Annotated in this window: 18 protein-coding genes, 2 pseudogenes, 1 riboswitch and 4 other annotated features; of the genes and pseudogenes, 6 read left to right on the forward strand and 14 right to left on the reverse strand. The window is 40.2% G+C overall.

Annotated elements, in window-relative coordinates; all coding sequences use genetic code 11:
• Both speB and H540_RS0102610 read right to left on the reverse strand, forming a co-directional pair.
• On the reverse strand, positions 1-960 hold the full coding sequence (gene speB / locus H540_RS0102605; RefSeq protein ID WP_028399294.1) for an agmatinase: 960 nt from the start codon (positions 958-960) through the stop codon (positions 1-3).
• A 126-nt stretch (positions 961-1,086) separates the two neighbouring features.
• Complete coding sequence (locus H540_RS0102610) at positions 1,087-2,460, reverse strand: sigma-54 interaction domain-containing protein (RefSeq protein WP_028399295.1); 1,374 nt, start codon at positions 2,458-2,460, stop codon at positions 1,087-1,089.
• Positions 2,461-3,014: 554 nt separating this feature from the next.
• Positions 3,015-3,248, forward strand: a binding site (T-box leader).
• A gap of 46 nt (positions 3,249-3,294) precedes the next feature.
• Positions 3,295-3,528: a binding site (T-box leader), on the forward strand.
• A 155-nt stretch (positions 3,529-3,683) separates the two neighbouring features.
• On the opposite strand from H540_RS0102610, the gene H540_RS0102620 reads away from it, so the two are divergent.
• Both H540_RS0102620 and H540_RS31270 read left to right on the forward strand, forming a co-directional pair.
• Positions 3,684-5,051, forward strand: coding sequence for an amino acid permease (locus tag H540_RS0102620; RefSeq protein WP_028399296.1), 1,368 nt, complete (start codon positions 3,684-3,686; stop codon positions 5,049-5,051).
• Positions 5,052-5,284: 233 nt separating this feature from the next.
• Entirely contained in the window at positions 5,285-6,235 is a 951-nt protein-coding gene (locus tag H540_RS31270; RefSeq protein ID WP_051316963.1) for a 3'-5' exonuclease, read from the forward strand.
• A gap of 53 nt (positions 6,236-6,288) precedes the next feature.
• On the opposite strand, the gene H540_RS32890 is transcribed toward H540_RS31270, so the two are convergent.
• Positions 6,289-6,426 (reverse strand): hypothetical protein, encoded by a 138-nt coding sequence (locus tag H540_RS32890; RefSeq protein WP_155890915.1) that lies wholly within the window; start codon positions 6,424-6,426, stop codon positions 6,289-6,291.
• 69 nt (positions 6,427-6,495) lie between these two features.
• On the reverse strand, positions 6,496-7,395 hold the full coding sequence (locus H540_RS0102635) for a LysR family transcriptional regulator (protein WP_028399297.1): 900 nt from the start codon (positions 7,393-7,395) through the stop codon (positions 6,496-6,498).
• Between the two features lie 151 nt (positions 7,396-7,546).
• On the opposite strand from H540_RS0102635, the gene H540_RS0102640 reads away from it, so the two are divergent.
• Positions 7,547-8,581 carry a YeiH family protein gene (locus tag H540_RS0102640; protein ID WP_028399298.1) on the forward strand — a complete coding sequence of 345 codons (1,035 nt, stop codon included), beginning with the start codon at positions 7,547-7,549 and terminating at the stop codon, positions 8,579-8,581.
• A gap of 86 nt (positions 8,582-8,667) precedes the next feature.
• On the opposite strand, the gene H540_RS32895 is transcribed toward H540_RS0102640, so the two are convergent.
• On the reverse strand, positions 8,668-8,808 hold the full coding sequence (locus H540_RS32895) for a hypothetical protein (protein WP_155890916.1): 141 nt from the start codon (positions 8,806-8,808) through the stop codon (positions 8,668-8,670).
• An 88-nt stretch (positions 8,809-8,896) separates the two neighbouring features.
• Positions 8,897-9,985, reverse strand: a complete 1,089-nt coding sequence (locus tag H540_RS0102650) for a DNA alkylation repair protein (protein ID WP_028399299.1) — start codon at positions 9,983-9,985, stop codon at positions 8,897-8,899.
• Positions 9,986-10,604: 619 nt separating this feature from the next.
• On the opposite strand from H540_RS0102650, the gene H540_RS0102655 reads away from it, so the two are divergent.
• Entirely contained in the window at positions 10,605-11,579 is a 975-nt protein-coding gene (locus H540_RS0102655; protein ID WP_028399300.1) for a ring-cleaving dioxygenase, read from the forward strand.
• Between the two features lie 137 nt (positions 11,580-11,716).
• Here the strand turns inward: H540_RS0102655 and lysA are convergent, their stop codons facing one another.
• On the reverse strand, positions 11,717-13,015 hold the full coding sequence (gene lysA / locus H540_RS0102660) for a diaminopimelate decarboxylase (protein WP_028399301.1): 1,299 nt from the start codon (positions 13,013-13,015) through the stop codon (positions 11,717-11,719).
• A gap of 409 nt (positions 13,016-13,424) precedes the next feature.
• Between lysA and H540_RS28810 the strand changes: the two genes are divergently transcribed.
• Together H540_RS28810 and H540_RS0102670 are read left to right on the forward strand one after the other, a co-directional pair.
• On the forward strand, positions 13,425-13,856 hold the full coding sequence (locus tag H540_RS28810) for a MarR family winged helix-turn-helix transcriptional regulator (RefSeq protein ID WP_034670188.1): 432 nt from the start codon (positions 13,425-13,427) through the stop codon (positions 13,854-13,856).
• Between the two features lies 1 nt (position 13,857).
• Positions 13,858-15,051 carry an MFS transporter gene (locus tag H540_RS0102670; RefSeq protein ID WP_028399302.1) on the forward strand — a complete coding sequence of 398 codons (1,194 nt, stop codon included), beginning with the start codon at positions 13,858-13,860 and terminating at the stop codon, positions 15,049-15,051.
• Positions 15,052-15,235: 184 nt separating this feature from the next.
• Here the strand turns inward: H540_RS0102670 and H540_RS0102675 are convergent, their stop codons facing one another.
• From H540_RS0102675 to H540_RS31710, 7 genes and pseudogenes are all read right to left on the reverse strand, one after another.
• The gene (locus H540_RS0102675; RefSeq protein WP_028399303.1) at positions 15,236-16,582 is read right to left on the reverse strand and encodes an amino acid permease; all 1,347 of its coding nucleotides are present in this window, start codon (positions 16,580-16,582) and stop codon (positions 15,236-15,238) included.
• Between the two features lie 54 nt (positions 16,583-16,636).
• Positions 16,637-16,864: a binding site (T-box leader), on the reverse strand.
• A 47-nt stretch (positions 16,865-16,911) separates the two neighbouring features.
• Positions 16,912-17,138 (reverse strand) — a binding site (T-box leader).
• A gap of 105 nt (positions 17,139-17,243) precedes the next feature.
• The gene (locus H540_RS0102680) at positions 17,244-17,660 is read right to left on the reverse strand and encodes a disulfide oxidoreductase (protein ID WP_028399304.1); all 417 of its coding nucleotides are present in this window, start codon (positions 17,658-17,660) and stop codon (positions 17,244-17,246) included.
• Complete coding sequence (locus tag H540_RS0102685) at positions 17,657-18,352, reverse strand: DsbA family protein (protein WP_028399305.1); 696 nt, start codon at positions 18,350-18,352, stop codon at positions 17,657-17,659. The genes H540_RS0102680 and H540_RS0102685 overlap by 4 nt, the downstream gene beginning before the upstream one ends.
• A gap of 257 nt (positions 18,353-18,609) precedes the next feature.
• Positions 18,610-20,232, reverse strand: coding sequence for a glutamate/serine transporter AimA (locus H540_RS0102690; protein ID WP_028399306.1), 1,623 nt, complete (start codon positions 20,230-20,232; stop codon positions 18,610-18,612).
• Positions 20,233-20,290: 58 nt separating this feature from the next.
• Positions 20,291-20,370: riboswitch (ZMP/ZTP riboswitch) on the reverse strand.
• A 305-nt stretch (positions 20,371-20,675) separates the two neighbouring features.
• Positions 20,676-21,383 (reverse strand): annotated as a pseudogene (locus H540_RS28815) (aldehyde dehydrogenase family protein); the annotation flags it as partial.
• A 32-nt stretch (positions 21,384-21,415) separates the two neighbouring features.
• Positions 21,416-21,526 (reverse strand): annotated as a pseudogene (locus H540_RS34355) (SMI1/KNR4 family protein); the annotation flags it as partial.
• Between the two features lie 430 nt (positions 21,527-21,956).
• On the reverse strand, positions 21,957-22,139 hold a 183-nt coding region (locus H540_RS31710), incomplete at its 5' end, for a zinc ribbon domain-containing protein (RefSeq protein WP_211241881.1).

A 22,139-nucleotide genomic window follows, 5' to 3' on the forward strand; every position in this document is an offset into this window, starting at 1 on the left:
TTATTTATTTGAAGCAACTAAACTTCGACGCTTTTGCAAAGCCGCCAGTGTAATCATTTCATATGCGATGCTCGATGCTGCGACAGCTGTTATTTCTCCGCTATCGTATGCAGGCAAAACCTCTACTAAATCAAAGCCCACGATGTTTAGTCCATCCAATCCTTGAACAAGTTCAACAGCTTCAATACTAGTAGGACCCCCTATTTCGGGTGTTCCAGTTCCAGGAGCATATGCCGGATCGATGAAATCTATGTCGAATGAGACAAAAACCAATGCATTTTGAACTCGTGAATGGATTCTTTGAAGAACTTCTTGATATCCTATTTTCCGTACTTCTTTCATTGTGATGACTTCAAATCCCAGCGCTCTTGCATCATCGATATCATTTGGCCCGTATAAAGGTCCGCGCATCCCGATTTGAATAGAGTGTCTTACATCGATTAATCCCTCTTCAACAGCTCTTCGAAACGGGGTTCCGTGCATATACTTTTCTCCATAATAGTGATCCCATGTATCACTATGAGAATCGAAATGAATAAGCGCAATCGGACCAAATTGCTTTGCGAACGCTCTCAAGTTTCCTAAGGAAATTGAATGGTCCCCGCCTAAAATGATTGGGGTTATTCCTTTTTGCAATAGAGGTGTCAATCCTTCTACGATGTTGTCGTAAGTTCGCTGGATGTTTCCCGGTATAACATCTAAATCCCCATAGTCTACACCTGAACAATACTCAAAGATATCGATATCCTGGTCTGGATTGTACGGACGCAATAAGCTAGAAGCATTGCGTATATGATTGGGACCTAAACGTGCTCCTACACGATAAGATTGGGCCGTATCGAAAGGAACTCCCAACACAGCAAAATCTACGCCTTCAGTGGTACTTTTTTGTTCGAGTCTCATAAACGTTTTTACACCGCAAAAACGTGGTGACATAGAAGAATCTTTTGGCTTATACATTGTTTCCCTCCCCGATTTCTTTACTCGCCTTTTAATAATGCAAGAACTATGCCAAGCAGGGAGGTACCCCTCATTTTTTTAAACTAAAAAGAAAAAAGATGGCATAGCCATCCCTAGCAAATATCCTTAATTGATTCCATATTTTTTCAGCTTCCTTACTACCGAAGGCTGACTAATCCCTAATGCTTCGGCTATTTTCACTGTTTTTTTATGCTTTCTTTTAGCCTCTAATAATACTTCCTTCTCTACTATTTCTAAGGTTTCAGTAAGCGTTCGGGCTGAGCCCGAAAAGTTCTTAGTGTAATGCTCTTGCTTATAATAATCTGGTATATTTTCTATTGTAATTAATCTAGAGCGGGACGTAATAACAAGCCTTTCCATTAAATTCATTAATTCTCTGACATTCCCTTCCCACTTTTGCCGCAGCAGAAATTGTATAACTGCTTCGTCCAATTCCCGTTCTCTTTCATATTGCTTACAAAATTTATTCAAAAATAAATAAATAAAATTCATCAAGTCTGCCGGCCGCTCACGCAGCGGCGGAACGATAATAGGTATTACGTTTAAGCGGAAATATAAGTCCTGCCGAAATTTCTTCTCCTCTACAAATTCTTTCAGATTCCGATGTGTAGCAGCAATCAAGCGAAAATCTACTTTTCGTGGCTTCGTGCCCCCGACGCGATAAAACTGCTTCTCTTCAATAAGTTTCAGGATTTTCACTTGATTCTCAAGAGAAAGCTCCCCTACTTCATCAAGAAATAAAGTTCCTCCCTCAGCAAGCTCCGCAAGCCCGACCTTTCCACTCTTTTTCGCACCTGTAAAAGAACCAGCTTCATATCCGAAAAACTCCGCTTCAAATAGCGATTCCGGTATAGATCCACAATTGACCTCAATAAACGGACCGGTTTTTCTAGGCCCTTCATTATGTATATATCTTGCAATAGCTGTCTTTCCTACACCCGATTCACCAAGTAAAACAGTACTAACGTCTACTTCCGCCACTTGATGGATTGTCTCCATTATTTTGCTCATAGCCGGATCATCAGCTACTAAACCTAGAGATAAAAACTTCTGCTGCCATTGACTCTGCAGCTCCAGCTTTACAAGCTCCAGCTCATCTTGCATATGATGCAAATAATTTTGAATATCCAATAGATCTGTAACATCGTGTGAATAGCTTACAATGCGATATACATCCCCTTTTGCGTTAAGTACAGGAAGGCCTGTCACAAGCAGCTTTTTCCCCGTCATTGTTAGCTGAACAAGAGTAACCTTTTCTTGTTTTTGAATAACGAGAGGGGTTAGAATAGGGGTCATTATCCCAGCACGTTCTAACTCATAAATGGAACTGCCAATTAAATCCTCATACTTAAGGCCGTATATAGCAGCTGTAGATTTTGTAGCTTTTAGAATGATGCCATTTATATCTGTAACCATTAAATCATCCTTTAAAGATTCCAAGATGGCTTCCGTATCACCAAAGTATTGTATATCTATCAAATGGTTCACCTTCTTTCTTGAAATATTCAAAATATTCATTTATAAATATTTTATTCGTTTTTGTTCATTTAAGTAAAGTATAACTTGCATTTACTAAACTTAAATGTTGCCCATAAAACCTATATAAATGCAACTAAAAAAATCGACATAAAACTTTTCTTTTAGGGGGGAGAGATCATCCGAATAAGCGTAGAAGCGGTCAAACCCTTTTCGTAGCCCATGCAGGGAGAGGGAGAGAGAGAGGGAGCGCAGTTTCCCTTTTGTTCTACGTGGCAAACGATAGATATGTCGGAATAACAAAGTGAACTTATATAAAAGAACTTTTCTTCTTAAGCAGAATAGAAGCCTTATTCATGCTTTCTTAGAAAAGTGAATACTCCCCTTTGCAACATCAAATTGAATGATACATAGAGAAAGGAGTAGTAAAAGTGGTGAGCCCTTATATCTTTTACTAGATTATTTATAATAGGAAATGTTAAAGTTCTTGACAATGATACTCATATACTATTAGACTATAACTTATTCAAATGAAATTAACGTGTATGAAACTTTTATATAGAGCGTTGAAAGGAATCAAGTAGGACTTAGATTACTGTTACAGAGAACTGATGGTTGGTGCAAATCAGTACATATCTAAGTGTGAATTACACTCCTGGAGCATCTTTTTCGTAGTAAAGATTGACTGTCTTTATGAAGGGAAAGACGGTAAAAACCGTTATTATAATGAAGTGGTGAGCGTAAGTATGTTCACAACTAGGGTGGTACCGCGAAATCTATTCGTCCCTACTGGAAATCCAGTAGGGACTTTTTTATTTGGATTCTCATAATAAAATAGATAAGGCGTTGAAAGGAATCGAGTAGGACTTAGATCACTGTTACAGAGAACTGATGGTTGGTGCAAATCAGTACATATCTAAGTGTGAATTACACTCCCGGAGCATCTTTTTCGTAATAAAGATTAACTATCTTTATGAAGGGAAAGACGGTAAAAACCGTTATTGTAATGAAGTGGTGAGCGTAAGCATGCTCACAACTAGGGTGGTACCGCGAAATCTATTCGTCCCTACTGGAAATCCAGTAGGGACTTTTTTATGGAATAAAGGAGGTGAAAAACTAGAACGGAAGATTCGTTTATCTTGTGAAGTGAACTTACAACAAAAAAAGATAAAAGCGAAACAACAACTTTACAAATTTTATTAGTATAGAAAGGTAGAGACTTAGAGATGGAAAAACAACAATTGAAAAGAGGGTTATTGCCAAGGCACGTTCAACTTCTTGCCTTGGCAGGGATGATTGGTACAGGAATATTTAAGGGGAGTGCAGATACATTACATATAGCAGGCCCCAGTGTAATTTTTGCATACCTATTAGGAGGGATTCTGCTATTAATCGTGATGGCAGCACTAGCCGAGTTAGCTGTTGTTTATCCTAATCTTAATATTCAGCACTTGATGTACAAGGCCTTTGGATTTCAAATTTCCTTTGTGGTTGGATGGTTGTACTGGATAAATTGGATGATTGTAACAATTGTAGAAATTCTAGCTGCAGGAAGCTTTTTGAAATACTGGTTTTCAACGGTTCCTCTATGGGTTTTAAGTCTCATTTGTGCCATATTTATAGTGGCATTAAATACATTCCAAGTAAAATACTACGGGGAACTGGAATTCTGGTTCGCAGGAATTAAAATAACAGCACTGATTGCATTTATCGTGTTAGGTGCACTCGTTCTATTTGGATTTACTTCATCTTCGCCGGAGCAGCCTTTCTCTAACTATGTTTCTCATGGGGGCTTCTTTCCTCATGGCATAAAAGGCATTTTGACTGGATTTTTGATTGTTATGTTCTCATACGGCGGTTCTGAATTGATCGGGGTAGCGATAACAGAGACCAAAGACGCAGAAAAAGTGTTACCCCGTGTTATCAAAGGAGTGGTATGGAGAGTAGTCATTTTTTACGTCCTTCCTATTCTTGTGATATGCGGCTTAATTCCTTGGAATCAAGTTTCAGGAACAGATAGTCCGTTTGTACAAGTATTTTCTGCAATTGGATTGCCGGGAGCAGCACATATTATGAACTTTGTTCTTTTAACTGCAGTTCTTTCAGCAGCTAATTCCGGCATGTATGCAACATCAAGAACATTGCATGCGATGTCCCAAAACGGTGAAGCACATAAGATTTTTTCTACTCTATCAAAGACGGGTGTTCCAGTATTCGGTATCTTATTAAATGGTGTTTGTTTAGCAGCTGGAGTATTGCTTGCATACATGACACCTGATAAAGTAATCGGTTATCTTATGTCTATACCTGGATTCACGGTTATTCTTTTATGGATTAGTATTTGTCTTGCTCAATTGAAATTGCGGCCGAAATATGAAAATATGCCTTTTTTCCGCGTCCGAGCGTTCCCATATACTACCATCTCAGCCATAGTATGCTTATCTGTCATTTTTATCTCTTTTCTATTTAATAAAGATAATGTAATAGGATCTAGTGTTTGTGTCATAATACTCGTTACTTTAACTATCATGTCTATAGCGCAAGGAAAAAAAAGCAAACATAAATCAAACTTAAAGGAAACTTTACACGGCTAAGAAAAAGATTTCATCTTTTCAATAACGTATTTACCATACGTAGTAAATCAGAAAGGGGAACCATTTCAAAATGGTTCCCTTTTAATAATTACAGCACCTTTCTCATTGCCTCTTTCATTTCTGCAAGACAGAAAAGTTATGAGAGATAATCCATTCTCCTTCTTACAGTTGTATAATGTAACTATCACTCTATGCAGATGGCAAAAAGCCGCATATACAAAGGAGGAAACTTTATGAATAGGCTGCAACGCTCATTAGAGAAGTCTTCAGAACGAGCATCCTCTTTTGCTCCAATTTGTCAAAGTTGTGAGGATGCTATATCCGGTGTCCGCGGAACCCATCATTTATGCCGGACGTGTTTTTCACGGGAAGCAGAGCAATATATACCGAGCTTGCTTGCTTTGAATCATACAGCAACGTTCATCCACCGGGAAAATAACATTGCCAAACGTTTAGAGCTGCTGACGGAAGCAAACCAGCATCATTCACATTTACGCTCCAGTCCATTTATTGAATGGAAAGCGCTCGGTTATTCACCGCATTACATGACTAGCTGCATTGAAGGCGATTTAGAATTACTCCAAACCTGGCACGACCAAGGGCTGAAAAAAATCACTGCTGAGATGAAGAAGCAATTGCAGCTAAAATACGCTAATCGGAAACCTTATCGAGAGTATGTAGCTTTTGACTTAGAGACGACTGGCTTTCACCCTGGCAGAGGTGCAGAAATTATTGAAATAGCTGCCGTTAAAGTAATTGACGGCTGGCCGGTTGCCGTCTTTCAAACATTTGTAAAACCGAAGAAGGGTATACCTAAGAAGATTACCGATTTAACAGGTATCACAAGCGCGGATGTTGCGGGCGCTCCGCTTGTTCAAGAGGCGTTGCTGCAATTTTATGAGTTTGCAGGCGCTCATCCGCTGATTGCCCATAACCTGCCCTTCGACCTCGCATTTTTGAAACACTACACTGAAGGAGAATTAAAGATAAAGACAGAAGACACCCTCAGTATCGCCAAACGAAAGCTGGCGCGCGCCAAACAGGAATATAAGATCAACTCCTTCAAGTTGGGAGATGTAGCTTCTTACTTCGGTCATGTCATTCCCCAAGCACACCGAGCACAAGATGATGCACTCGCTGTGCATGCTATATACGAAGCATTTCGTGATGATTCGGTCCAATGAAGATTCCTAGTGAAAAAGCCCTGTAGTTGGGCTTTTTTTAATCAATTGCTGATTCAATCCTTCCATTTCTCTTTATTGCGAAATGTTTCATAATCATATTCAGCCACATATTCAAACTCTTCATTATGTTTATATTCGTATGCTTCCGATGCGATATACAAGAGCGCTTCAAACTCCATATCTTTTGGCATACTATTTGGATTCTTTAGCACTTTATTGTAAAATTCTTTAATATCATAACTTATCTTGCTGTTAAGGTTTTACAGCTTATGCTCAGCAGCAAACTCTTCTATTTTCCGTAAAAAAACTTCTACTGCTTTAGATGAAGCATCGGATTGCTTTTGGCGTACAATCGAAAATTGCCTTTTTAATGTTACATTCTTAATACGAAATGTATGTACTTCCCGTGCTTCCAGCTCTTTCCGGACTGTCCAGCTTGATAAAACGGCAATTCCCAAACCAGCTGCAACTGCCTCTTTTACTCCTTGAATGCTACTGAAAATAAAATGCCGCTGCATTTTTAAATGTAAATCACGTATAAACTGATCGCTATAAGTACGTGTTCCCGATCCTTGTTCTCTAAGAATCCATACTTGGTTCTGCAGCCTCTCCTTTTCGATTACTCTCCTCTGCGAAAGAGGGTGTTGCGGCGGAACGATTACAATCATTTCATCCTCCATGAAAGGGTCTGCCTCTATATCCGCATGTATGACTTTCCCCTCAATTAGTCCTATATCAATCGTATTGAACCGGAGAGCTTGTATAACTTCTTCTGTATTAGAAATCATCACTTGTATGTCTACACGGGGGTGCTGGTTTGTATATTCCGCTAACACTTTAGGGAGAATATATTCACCAATCGTGAAGCTGGCGCCTATTCTCAAATTGCCGGTTACCACATGAAAAAGTTCATTGATTTCCTTCTTTGCTTCCTCATAATGAGACAGTATTTGTTTAGAGCGTATATATAAAATCTCTCCAGCCTCCGTAACCTGTACATGCTTGGGGGAACGAGTAATGAGCTTAACGCCAAGTTCGTTTTCCAAATTCCGAATATGCAAACTAACGCCCGGCTGCGACAGATTCAATATTTCGGCAGCTCTTGAAAAATGCTTTTGCTCTACAACTGTTACAAAAATTTTTAATGTATCGACAATCATTTCACTCCTCCTCTTTACCGCACTTACGCTTATTATTTTATCATAAGTTTTTTTAATCATTAACATATCAAATATATATTTCACTTATTGTTAAATTCTCTTTATAGTGGATGTATACCGAACATGTAACATACATTGGAGTGATTCATAAATGGACCAAATACTTGCTGAACCAAAACAGCACTATCTAGGCTTTTCAATAGGAATCGGATTGACCTTTCTGATTGCGATTGCTGCAAAATACTTGGCACAGCTCCCGTTTTTAAGTATTATGGGGCAACTGGTGATTGCCATTTTGATTGGCATGGCATGGAGGGCTTTGACAGGGGTGCCTGATTATGCAGCGGCAGGTACAAATTTTTCAAGTAAGAAACTGCTTCGCCTCGGTATCATTCTTTTAGGCATGCGGCTGAATGTAATTGATATTTTGCATGCCGGTCCTAAAGTATTTGCCATCGCAGTTATTAATATCATTTTTACCTTAATTGTTGTCTATGCATTAAGTCGTCTATTTAAAGTTGAAAAGAAGCTGGGAATTTTAACCGCATGCGGAACAGCAATTTGCGGAGCTGCAGCTGTCGTCGCAATTTCGTCTCAAATTAAAGCGAATGACGATGAAACGGCAATCGGAGCTGCGACAGTTGCTATACTGGGGACTATTTTTACATTAATTTATACGATACTTTACCCGGTTATCGGATTATCAGCACATGGGTACGGCGTTTTTTCCGGTGCCACACTTCATGAAATCGCCCATGTTATCGCCGCTGCAGCTCCGGGAGGAAATATCGCTATAGATACAGCAGTTATCGTAAAATTGACGCGCGTAGCACTGCTCGTACCCGTCGCTATTGTTATAGGTATATGGTCAAACCGACAAGAACGTTCTCAAAACAGTTCAAATGCCAAAGCCTCATGGAAGTCTATTCCTATTCCTTGGTTCATTCTTGGATTTCTAGCGATGAGCGGGATTCATTCATTAGGAATTTTTTCTTCCTCTATTTCAAACAGTGTAGTGCTTGTTGCATATATGCTGATTGCTATGGCAATGGCCGGATTAGGGTTAAACGTGGATGTTGCTGCGTTTAGACGGATGGGGTTAAAGTCTTTTGCAGCAGGTTTAATTGGGTCTATATTACTCTCAGTTTTAGGGTATGGGTTAGTATATATACTTGGCTTGGCGTAATGCATATTAAAAGAGTGAACATGTGCCAATACAAAATTTGTATTTAATTGATATTAAAGTATTGCTTTAAAACTCTTGGAAATCATTTAGTGTTCTGGGAATGGTCGTAAATTGATACTCAGCAGACCATTCTCCAGCTTCTCTTGCAATTCCCGAAGCAATTCCACTCCCTGCCTTTTCACAGCGGCATTCATGCCTATTCTAGATAAATAAGTCGCTACATTCATACAATCCATCCCCTCCACCAGATTCGTTTAGTTCCTTTTACAAACGAATAAACAGCCTCGGCTTCTTCCATTCAAAACAGATCAGGCTCTACTCGACTATAAAATCTTTAGAAGCCTTTACTTCTCCATTAATTAGGATAGATAACGTATGAACTCCTGCGTAATGCTTCCTAGTTGTTAAATCCTTAAAATTTTGCTTTCTATTATATACTAAGGCACTGCCTTTTCTTAATACATTTTCGGCTATTTTAAACATTCGCTTCGAGCGATGTCCTTTTGCTTTTACAAAATCTACAGCATATTCAATTCGAACCGTACACGGCATCTCATCTTCAGCGATAACCCGGAATGAAAAATGGAGACTGTCGCCAATCCTGACCCTATCAGTATCTAATGAGAAATCTTCCACTTGGACGGCATACGCATTTTCAAAGCCAAATAGGGAGAGGGCCTGTTTATTTCCTTGTTTTAACAACGTACGGCACGCGTGCTTAACAATCCAATCTGTATATGGATTGCTCCCATACCATTCCTTGGCAATTCGCAGCACAAAATCAGGATGGTCCTTTGATATATCATTCAAATTATTGGCCACACTTTTTCGAACGTATAGCGATTCATCTTGTTTCAAATTTTCCAATACGGATATAACGGGGAGCGGATTTCCCTTTAGACCCTGCAACGCCATCCCCCAAGGCAATCGCGGCCGACATCCTTCACTTGCCAATCTTCTTACACGGTGATTGGAATGGACTGCCCACTGTGCCATCTGTATCACCATTCGTTCTTGGTCTTTTAAAATAAACGGCCGCACTGCAAATTCAGAAGTCGTATATTGCGTGAAGGTTTCTAGTGCAGAGATTGAAGTTTCCCAATCATCCAAACCATACGCTTCCACAAAATCCGGCAAAAACAAATATGCCAACTCTTGGTCATGTATATATGGTACCGTCTGAAGCAAAATATCAATTGCTTCCCTATAATCGGGAGGCAAAGTTTGATGTAAACATCTAGTAATATGTCTCATGCGCTCTTTAAGTGCTTTTTCCTTCCAATTCCCCTCGAATATCATTTCACAAAAAACTTCCGCATGAAACCCCTGATATACTTGTTTTACTACGCCCGCAAAATGAAAAATGAACTCCTTGCTATAAATATCCTTTAACGCTTTAGTCATTGTTTTCGTTCCACCTATCATAAAAGTGTGATTGCAATACGACACAAAACAAGAGCTTATCATCGCTGCGATAAACTCTTATTCCATCTGAATTATTGTATTAACTCTCCATTACCTCTTTCAGTTTCACAATTTCTTTATCCATCAATTTCATTTGTTCATCACATTCCCTTTCTACAATTGTCAAGTCAACTATTGTCTAGTCAATTTTATATCTATGCAGACTCTTACTGTTTATCTTTAAGATCAACTTTTATTCTCTTTTAGCATGGTGCAAGGTGAATCTTATATTCGGAGAAAAAAATTCAAAATAAACAAGCTTTCTTTCTTTTAACTGCTTAATAGTTATTTTTTGTTCTACAAAAGATAATAACCACTCTTTTAATGAATTACAAATTTTTTGCAGAACACAATAAAAGCAGCTGTTTTTATACTTTTATAATGAGTTGACAAACAGTCCTCCAAAGGAGTATATTAACTTACATAAAGTTAGTTAATTTAAAATCATGTTTTTAAAATGTAATACTTGAAATCATTTCAAACATTTGGTTTTTGCAAAAAAAATTAGATTTGGTAAAGATAAACTATTCATTAACACCTTACTAAGGAGGCAATCACTATGGAATTAAAAGGAATCCATCACGTATCCGCATTAACTGCCAAAGCTTCAAAGAACTTTGATTTTTACACAAAAGCGCTGGGTCTTCGTTTAATCAAGAAAACGGTCAATCAAGATGACACATCTGTGTACCATTTGTTTTACGGAGATGAGAAAGGAAACCCCGGAACCGAGTTGACTTTCTTTGAAATTCCAATGGCTGGGCACACTTACGAAGGAGTCAGCAGTATATCAGCCATCTCTCTTCGCGTCCCAAATGATCAAGCATTAACATATTGGAAGCAGCGTTTTGAAGAATTGAATATTGAGCATGAGGACATCGCGGAACGTGCCGGCCGTTCTACTCTTGCCTTTAAAGATTTTGAAGAGCAGCGTTTCATCTTAGTGTCAGACGAAACAAACGAAGGAGTTGCAGGAGGAATTCCTTGGGATAAGAGCCCGGTTCCTCAAGAGTATGGAATCCGAGGGCTCGGTCCGGTCAAATTAACTGTCCGCTCTGCCGAACCAACCGTGAAAGTCTTGACAGAACTCATGGGCTTTCGTAAAAAAGGACAATATCCATCCTTCATAGATGGTCAGTCCGATATTTTGGTTTTTGAAACCGGCGAAGGTGGAACAGGTGCGGAAGTTCACGTGGAAGAAAGAAAGGACCTTCCTCCTGAGCGCCTTGGCCGAGGCGGAGTTCATCACGTTGCATTTCGTGTGGACAATGAAGACGAACTTCGTCAATGGGCGCAGCGAATCCAACAAGCAGGATTTCCTAATTCCGGATTTGTCGACCGCTTTTACTTCCGCTCCCTCTACTTCAGAGAGCCGAACGGTATTCTGTTTGAACTGGCAACGGACGGACCTGGTTTCGATACTGACGAAGATATAGAGCATTTGGGCGAATCCCTCGCTTTGCCGCCGTTTCTTGAACCGCAGCGAAAACAAATTGAAGCTCGTCTGAAGCCTTTAAACACCAAGCCGGAATGAGCACTAGTACATTCTAATGAAAGCAGCTAAAGCTAAAAAACTGAGCACGGGCGTTTTCCCGTGCTCAGTTTTTCTTAAATTAACAAAATACATATAGCAGTTAATACTAACTGCCTTATTATATTCGGTGACTCCAATCACCCTATATCATTTCTAATCAAATCCTCGTACGTCTCTCTTCGAATCACTTCCTGCACTTTCCCATTATAAGCAAACACTACAGCGGGACGCTGCATACGGTTGTAGTTGTTGGCCATGGCATAGGTGTAGGCACCCGTACAAGAGACGGCTAAAAGATCTCCGTGCTGCACTTTCGGCAGTAAAACGTTCCAAATGAGCATATCGCCTGATTCGCAGCATTTTCCGGCGATAGACACAAGCTCTTTTTGCCTCCCATATGCACGATTTGCCAACATGGCTTCATGCCGGGCTTTATACAGCGCCGGCCGAATGTTGTCGCTCATTCCTCCATCGACCGATACGTATTTGCGTACACCGGGAATTTCCTTTATGGCTCCTATTGCATACAAAGTGGTACCCGCTTCTCCGACAATACTGCGACCCGGCTCCACCCAAATTGCAGGGAGTTTATATTTATAATCAACAAACCGTTTACGTGTCTCACGAATGATAACCTCAATATATTGTTGAACTGGCAATGGGGCATCTTTGTCTGTGTATCGAATGCTGAACCCCCCGCCCAAGTTCAATACGTCCATCGTATGTCCTGTCTCTTTGTGAACCTGTTTAAAAAAACAAGCAAGTATCTCAATGGATTTTATAAATCCGCTTGTTTCGAAAATTTGCGACCCGATATGCGAATGAATGCCGATAAGCCGATAAAGCGGTTTTGCAATCACCATTTGCACCGCTTGTAACGCCTGACCGTTCTTTACGCTGAACCCGAACTTCGAATCATCTTGCCCCGTTGTAATGTATTCATGCGTGCTCGCTTCTACGCCCGGCGTGATGCGAAGCAAAATATTTACCGACTGCTTGCGTCCTTCTGCAAGTTCATGCAGCAGCTCCAGCTCCCAAAAGTTATCGACGACAAAACATCCGATATTCGCTTCCAAAGCCATACAGATTTCGGATTTTGTTTTATTATTGCCATGAAAGTGAATTCGTTCCGCAGGAAATCCTGCCTGTAAAGCCGTATACAGTTCTCCACCTGAAACTACATCCAAGGCGAGCCCCTCTTCTTGAATAAGGTGAGCCAGCTTGATACAGAGAAAAGCCTTGCTGGCGTAAGAAACTTTATAGGAAACACCAGCTTTTTGAAATGCTTGCTTATATGCCCGGCACTGTGCGCGAATCAACTCTTCATCATATACGATTACAGGCGTACCGTACGTTGCGGTAATCTCAACGGCATCTGCTCCGCCGATTTCCAAATGTCCCTTTTCGTTAATCTTACTCGTTCCATGCAGGTACATCATTTTTTCCTCCTCTCTTGTGTACTGCTTTGTCCCTTATTTTATATATGTATGCGAAAGAGACTTTTAATAGATTTCTCTCCAATAAGCTAATTTATATTAAAATTCCTAATTACATATGAGTGAATTATAATTTCGGCATTTCCATGTGCGATGTGCAACCAAAAGGGAGTATGGTATGCTTCTTCTCTCTGGTTTCCCCTTGCATGAACCACTACAAAGGTTTGATCGCTTCTGCACGTCGCCGGATAATCTCTCCCCACTATAAAAAACGATTTTTTTATTCACTTGTATATGAATTTGACTCTTTCTCTTTTTTCATGATACATTTACCTAGGTAACTATTTTGTATAAACAGTTATTTTTGATTATATACTTACCTAGATAAACAATTTCAGGAGTGATTATCTTGTTACACAATCATAGCTTATTCCACTCTGTGCATCAGTTGTCCAGGAACCTTACCAAAAATGTAAATGAAGCTTTACAGCCGTTTGGGATTTATAGTGCACAATGGTCTGTGTTATACACGTTAAAAGTAAAAGGAACTTTAACGCAAACAGAGCTTTGCGAATACCTGTCTGTCGAAGCCCCGCCTATGACGAGAACGATTCAACGTCTTGTTAAACAAGGATACGTGAAACAAGTGCCAGGAGGGGATAAGCGAACAAAGCATATTCAATTGACGGAGCAGGCGCTTACGGAATATCCGAAATGGGAGCATGCTATTTTGGAAGTAAATGCCTCATTGCTCACGCATTTTCCGGAGTCTTCACAAGAGGAGCTGTACGCACTCGTGTCCGAATGGATTCACCAGCTTCAGCTATCAGGAGGAAAGTAAATTGAAAACAAAATTATGGACAAAAGATTTTATCAATGTCTCCGGCAGCAGCTTTTTTCTGTTCTTGACCTTTTATGCTTTGCTGGTCACGCTGCCTATTTATGCACTGCAAAGCCTGCACGGCCGTGAGTCAGAAGCCGGTTTGATCGTAACGGTATTTTTGATTTCGGCCATCATTAGCCGTCCGTTGACAGGTCAATGGATTCAGCGTTTCGGAAAGCGCCCGGTTTTAATAACATCGCTCCTCATTTTTGGAGCTGCCTGCGCCTTTTATTTTATTCCTAATTCTATGACAGGCCTACTCGTTCTTCGTTTTTTCCATGGAATCGGTTTCGGCATGGCTACGACGGCTACAGGTACCATTGTTGCTGATATCATTCCCGATTTCCGGCGCGGAGAAGGAATGGGATACTATGCGATGTCTATGAATCTCGCAATGGTAATAGGCCCGTTTTTAGGTTTGACAATTTTTCGTCAGTGGGGCATACACATGGTGTTTACGATTAGTACATGCTGTGCTTTATTTGCACTCATAATGGGCTTGTTCATTCATCTTCCAAAGATAGAACAGTTGAAAAACAAACCTGCAGTGAAAGACGCACAGCTACAAAGCTTATTTGAGATTTCCGCCATTCGTATATCCTTAACAGCCGCTCTATTCGGATTAGTCTATGCCTCTATTCTTTCTTTCGTATCCATATATGCGAAGGAAATCGGTTTAGCGGCGGCTGCGAGCTATTTCTTTGTCATATATGCTTTCGTTCTGCTGTTATCTCGGCCTTTCACTGGAAGATGGTTCGACATATATGGAGCCAATCGTATTATATATCCCGCTATTGTATGCTTTGCATGCGGCATGTTCCTTCTAAGCGCAGCCAAAACAGCACCTTCTTTTCTAACGGCAGCTGCCCTTATCGGCCTCGGATGGGGAACGCTGTTTCCAAGCTTTCAAACGCTCGCGATTCAAGCGGCGCCTCCGGCAAGAAGAGGATTGGCAACAGCGACATTTCTTTCGATTTTCGATTTAGGCATCGGAATCGGTTCCTTTATAGTCGGACTTACCGTTGTGAAGGTCGGATTTAGTTCTTTATACTTTTACTGCTCAATTCTTGTTTTGCTTGGAATCGGTGTGTATTATGCATTGAATAAAAAAGCGGCTGTTGCTTCTATCAAAGAGACCAAACAGAGCGCTTAGCAGACTTTTGGATCAAGTAAAACAAAGCTCGCTGGTAACAGCGAGCTTTGTTTTATTTTGCATCATCTAAATTTCATACAAGTAAAGCATACTCTCCAAATCGCGACAACCTTTCCCATATACCGTTTAGTATGAAATGTAAACCGAAATACAGTTCATATTCCTTTATATACACTGCATCTCCTTATCTTGCTTTTGTTTTTCGGCTTGTAACCAGAGAGGCTGTCAGCAATACAAGTAGCATGCCTAAGCAAACAAAAACACTGATTCTATTTTGTGGACTGAACATAAATGCTATACAGCTTATACCCAGCGCTCCCGCAGTAAGCGCCGTTATATATGGAAATCCCCAAACCTTAAAGTTCGGGACATTCACGTAAGTCTTACGAAGTTTCAACTGCGCCAGGCAAATGCTGATCCATACAACAGATACCGTAAATCCTGGAATCGCCATCAGATAACCAAACACGCGGTCCGGTGAAAGATACGCGATAAAAGCACCCCCAATAAGCACAATCGCACTTAGAATCAAGCTGTATATAGGAATCCCGTTTTTGGATACATAAGCAAAAGCTTTAGGCGCTTCTCCTTCTATTGCCAAAGAATGCAGCATACGTGTACTGCCGTATATACCGGAATTCGCTGCGGATAAGACAGCTGTAATAAGTACAAAGTTCATGATATGTGCCGAACCTTGAAAACCGGCTGTGGACAACACCTGTACGAACGGACTCGCTTCATTGCTAATTTCATTCCAGGGAATCAGTCCACAAATTACCATGATAGGGATCGTATAAAATAAGACGATTCTTCCAATTATGCCTTTAATGACTTTAGGTAAAACCTTCTCCGCACCCTTTGTTTCACTTAAAGTTAATCCCACCAGCTCAGAGCCGCCATATGAAAAGATAACTACTAATAAAGCCGAAAATACACCACCCCAGCCATGCGGGAAAAATCCTTGATGATTTACATAGTTTTGTATATAACCAGTTTGGCTGCTTGGAATAATTCCAAAGAGAATGCTTGCTCCCAGTAAAATAAAAATCACAATCATTGTAATTTTAATGCCTGCAAACCAAAACTCAAATTCACCATAATGCTTCACATTCAGAAGGTTAATGCCAACAATCAGCAAGGCACACCCTAAGCTTAAGATCCAAAGCGAAACAGATGGGAACCAATATTGCAAAAAGCTTCCCGCCGCAATAACTTCAATGACGCACACGATCAGCCACATGAAGCAATACAGCCAGCCGATGACAAAGGATACCTCGGTGCCAAAAGCTTTACGAATAAAGCCCTTCATATTCAAACCAGGGTAAGCAATCGCCATCTCAGCCATTGCGGTCATCACGACAAGAAGCAGCAGCCCCGCAAACAAATAGGAAAAAATAACACCTGGCCCTGCGATAGATACTGTTTCAGAAGTCCCTTTAAAAATTCCTGTTCCAATTGCTCCCCCTAATGCCATAAAACGAATATGACGCGGCAGCAGCTTCTTTTGCAGCTCTGTATGACTTGTATCCATTTTTCTCTCTCCTCCATCGTGTTGTTATAAAAAAAACGCCCCTGTCGATTCCTCGACAGGGACGATTAAAACCGCGGTACCACCCTCATTGCAGACCATGTCTGCCTCTTTCCTTTGTTAACGGTCATATGACCGTCTTTCCCTTCATAAAGAACTTGCCTTTACTTTAAAAAAGATGCTCCAGGATCGAAATTCATGCATATTTATGTGCTGATTCACACCGACCATCAGCTCTCTGAAACAGGGAAATATGTACTACTGTATTCCTTTCATTGCATATAAATGTATTCATTTATCTTCTAAAACAAAAAAGCCCCTGCTGATTTCTCAGCAGGGACGACATAATCGCGGTACCACCCTCATTGCAGACTATGTCTGCCACTTTCCTTTGTTAACGATCATATGACCGTCTTTCCCTTCATAAAGGACGTGCCTTTACTACGAAAAAGATGCTCCGGGATCGAAATTCACATTTACCTTTGTACTGATTTTCACCACTCATCAGCTCTCTAAAACAGGGAGGTAAATCCTACTGTATTCCCTTCATTGCTTTTGCGTACAGAATATTCATTCACTTAAGTATGTTTTGTATTATAAAACGGTCTCTCTCAATCTGTCAACAGATTCTTCTTATTTAATTTTTCACTCTTTTACTTAAAACTTATTCTACTTCCCTGTTGTATTGTTTTTTCAACATAAACATACTCGCTGTAATGATAGTAAAAGCGGTAAATGCAAGCAAGGGAATCGTAATAAACCCTAACCAGTTAATGTACTCGCCGGAACATGGCACTCCGCTCGTACACACTTCAAATTTTTGCAAAAACGGTATTTTTTGCAAAGCGTAGTGATACCCAGAAATCATCATCCCTATAATCGAAAGGGGCAGAACGTATTTATAAATGCGGCGGTCATCATTGTAAAACGCAATCCCGATTAAAACAGCTAAAGGGTACATTAAAATGCGCTGATACCAACAAAGCGTGCATGGAATGAAATGCATAACCTCGCTGAAAAACAAGCTTCCGAGCATAGCTGTAATAGCTGTCAGCCAAGAGAAAACTAATGGCTTACTCATTTTTCTTTCTCCTTCGCTGCTTCTTCTACCATTTTTTTAAAGTCCTCCATCGTATTTCCTTTAAATTCTTTTCCATTAACGAACAGCGTTGGTGTTGAGTTGATTCCGAGTTTTGTTACATACGACTCATCTTTATCTAAAGCAGCTTTAGCCTTGTTCTGCTGAAAAGCCTTCACCACTTTCTCCGTCTGCGCATCATTAGTTGCTTCTCTTAATACGTCTGCTAGAAACGATTCTGTATATACATCGATCTTCTCATATTTTGCATCTTCAGGCTGCTTGCTGTACAAAAGCTCATGGAATTTCCAGAACGCTCCATTTCCAAGCTCTTGATAAACCGTTTCAGCAAATGCTGCAGCACGTGTAGAATCCACATTGATGAACGGGTAATTCATAAAGTAAAACTTCGCTTTTCCTGTATTTATAAAATCCTTTTCGATTTGCGGAAAGAAAGATTTATTGAAGTTTTTGCAAACCGGGCATTTATAATCGCCGAATTCAACAATTTGAACAGGAGCAGATTCTTTTCCTAAATACGGCTGTCCTTTATAGTCAAAGTTTGCTCCCTTTTTAGGAGCATTGCCTATAAGGATTAACCCTAATATACATAAACTGAACACGCCGATGATCCAAAATATCCACTTTGAAGATTGCTTTGCTGCCGATTTTGATTTCTTCTTAGATTTTGCCATAACTCCACCTCATCACATATTCTATAAGAAAAATTCCTTTCAAATTCAATCATAAACAATAAGCATTTACCTGTATAGATAATTGTTTTATATAACTTATTTCAAATAGAATATATCATATTTAGAATTAAAAATAATCGTATTTTGTTACAAAAAAAGCAGCCTCCGACGGAGGAAGCTGCTTTTTCCTTAATTTAAAATATACTCAATTATACACCTCTCGTAACTCTTTCCGCCCATCTAATCCCCTTTTCGTATTACATTGCCTCTTCTTTCTCATAATCGAATGATTTCTTACGAGCTATATCTTTATTTATCTCCTCAGCTGCTGCCATATACTCGGTCTTCCTTCCGCTTTTCACACCCCAGTAGTAGAACATGAGCGAGACAACTGCAATAATAAGCATATCCCAACCATATTTGATGATATTTTGCCCACCAAACTTATCGCTGCCCAAATAAGAGATAAGCATCATACACAATAAATAGATAAGCATCCAAATACCTGATGAAAACTGCTCTCGGAAACCACACCATTTGTTTTTGGCCTGATAATAAAAATAAATCGGTAATCCTATTAGTATAATGAATAATACTTCCCCAGTAAGCGGCCAACGCGCCCAATACAATGTCAGAGAAGCGAAAATAAATCCGCAAGGTGCGATAACTGCTGCACCTTTCAACTTAAATGGACGATACAGGTGATTAGCTGTTCGGCGCAATACCATAAGCGCTACCGGTCCCATGATAAAGGACATTAACGTCGCTACAGAAGTAACCTCCGCTAAAACACCCCAACCGCGGAATAAAAATAAAAAGAGAAAGCTTATTCCTAGATTGAAAATCATTGCCGGACGCGGAACGCCGTAAAAAGGATGGATGCTGCCGAAAACTTCAGGCATATATCCATTCTTTTGCATACCGTAAATCATGCGTGCTGTCGTAGCTGTATAAGTCGTTCCTGATCCAGATGGAGATACAAACGCATCTGCGTACAATAAAATCGCAAGCCAATTTATACTAAGAGCAATCGCTAAATCTGCAAATGGAGAATTGAAGTTAATATGACTCCAGCCTTTCGCAAGAGTAGATGCATCTATAGCACCGATAAAGGCAATTTGCAGTAACACATAAATAAGTGCCGCCGCAACAATCGAACCGATCACTGCAATCGGTATGGAGCGGCTCGGCTTTTTTGCTTCTCCAGCCATATTAATCGGGCTTTGAAAACCGTTAAAAGCAAAGACAATTCCTGATGTCGCTACCGCTGTCAGAACACTTGCCCAGCCATAAGGCGCAACTCCGCCACTTGTAAAATTCTCTCCTTGAAAGCCTGTGAATAATAAAGTTCCGGCTGTCGTGCCCGGAATAATAATCTTAAATACAGTAATGAACGAATTTGCTTTAGCAAAAAGATTCACTGTCCAATAGTTTAAGAAAAAGTAGACTAGAAGCAATACACATGCGATAAGCAATCCTTTAAAAGTCAATGTATTGTTGTGTACGAGAGTACGCGTCCATCTTGCCCACTCCCAAGGCCATGTACTCATGTATTGAACGGAAGCGATCGATTCAACGGGAACCGTAGATGCAATCGCAATCCAGTTCGCCCACGCCGCCAAAAATCCAACGAAGGATCCATGAGAGTATTGAGGATACTTCACCATTCCACCTGCTTCTGGGAACATTGTTCCAAGCTCTGCATAAGACAAGGCAATGAACAAAACGACGACCATTCCTATTAGCCAGGCAAAAATGGCAGCTGGTCCAGCAATTTGCGCCGCCTTCCACGCTCCAAATAACCACCCTGATCCTATTATCGAGCCCAGGCCTGTCATGGTAAGTGCAAAAGTTCCCATTTTCCTTTGCATATGATTCATATTTCCCTACTCCTTTTTCTTTTTATAGAAAAACAAAAAGCACCCGATTTTTCAATCAAGTGCTTGCCCAGGCGTACGGCTCATATATCTATATGCTTCCTCATGGTATTCCATGTTACGCCAGTCGCATATAGAGCTGAATTCTTATTTAAGAATAATATATAAACGAATGATTTTCAATACTTTTTATGAAACACCATGAGATTCCCGTTACATTCTACACTAATTCATATAAAAATGTTAAGAAATCGATACTTGTATATATAAGTATTGCTAAAAAAGTAACCTTATCAGGTCACTCGTTTTGTTTTCTTGATTTGCTGCTCTTTACGTTTACAGAAAAACGTTTTTATGCATTTACAGACTCTACAGAGCTTCCTTCAAACGAACAAAGTCAGCATCCTTTCATTTTTCCTTGCCGTTTACTCATGAACACGATATTCTTATAAATCTAAACCGATAGAAATATATTTCACTTCCAAAAATTCTTCAATGCCATAATGACCGCCTTCTCTGCCCAGTCCGCTTTCCTTATAGCCGCCAAAAGGAACTTGCACCGCAGACGGCATTGCATCGTTTAATCCGACAATACCGTATTCCAGCTGTTCCGTGATGCGAAATGCACGGCTTAGATTTTCTGTATATACATAAGCGGCTAAACCGTAATTCAAAGCATTGGCACGCTCAATGACTTCTTCTTCTGTTTGAAATGATGCAATCGGAGCGAGCGGACCAAAAATTTCTTCCTTCATGCAAAGCATCTCATCTGTTGTACCGGATACAATTGTCGGTGCATAATAAAGGCCGTCCTCTTGCTCCGGCTTACTGCCGCTATATACGACTTTCCCGCCTTTTTTCACTGCATCGCTCAGCAATTCTTCTACTTTTTCCAGTGCAAACTTATCAATTAACGAACCAATATCAATTCCTTCTTCGAGTCCGTTCCCAACCTTTAGCTGCTCCAGTTCGTTTTGAAAAATAAGGATAAATGCATCCACTACCGATTCTTGTACATACACTCGGTTTGTACAAATACACGTTTGTCCCGCGTTACGGAACTTAGACTGCACCAGCCCTTTGGCTGCCTTTTTTAAATCAGCATCATCCATCACAATAAACGGTGCGTGTCCGCCAAGTTCAAGCGACATCTTCGCCTACCAAAGCGCATGTTTCAAACGTTTTTCTCATCATGACTTAAATATATAACTGGTGGATCTAATGGGTTTTTATCTAGATCAAAAGCAAACATATCTCCATTCCCTATATCAAAAAATGCCAACTTATTATGCCAAACCTTATGCAAGCAAAGGTGTTAAACAACCGAATGGCACAAAGATCACCAGCAATAATAAAGGTGATAAATCCTAAATATAGCGACTGCTGTAGATTTGAAATAAAGTCACGATGTTTATAAAAAAGATGCGATGTTTTGAATAAAGACGAGATGTTTATAAAAAAGTTACGATGTTTTACCCCTTTGGATATTTTTGTTTGAAGGGGTGTTTTTATGACTAAAAGAAAAAGAACATCTGAATGAGCCTCCCCCACTTACTCGCTTCCGCTCCTTGAAGTGGAGGTTTCTTAGCACCAACAAAGACAAGGTCCCATGAGAAGCGGATTTGCCATCTCCTCTCTGCACCTATGCAGGGGCTCCTTTTCTTCATTTGACTAAGCAACTTCTGCACATGCAGAAGGGTGGGAACACACCGTCTACTACTTTTTGCTTACGCAATCCGTAGATACTTTCTCTTTGTTTCTTCCGGAATATGACACATCTTCCCGTACAGTTCTTTTGCCAAGATGTTGCGGGCACCGTGAATGTCCCGGTGTTCTTCGTAGCCGCACGCACAAACGTAGTTGCGTGTCCGCACTTTCTTTCTTCTTTGGCAACATGGACATGCTTGAGA

Source organism: Ectobacillus panaciterrae DSM 19096 (assembly GCF_000430785.1).
GTDB classification, from domain to species: domain Bacteria; phylum Bacillota; class Bacilli; order Bacillales; family Bacillaceae_G; genus Ectobacillus; species Ectobacillus panaciterrae.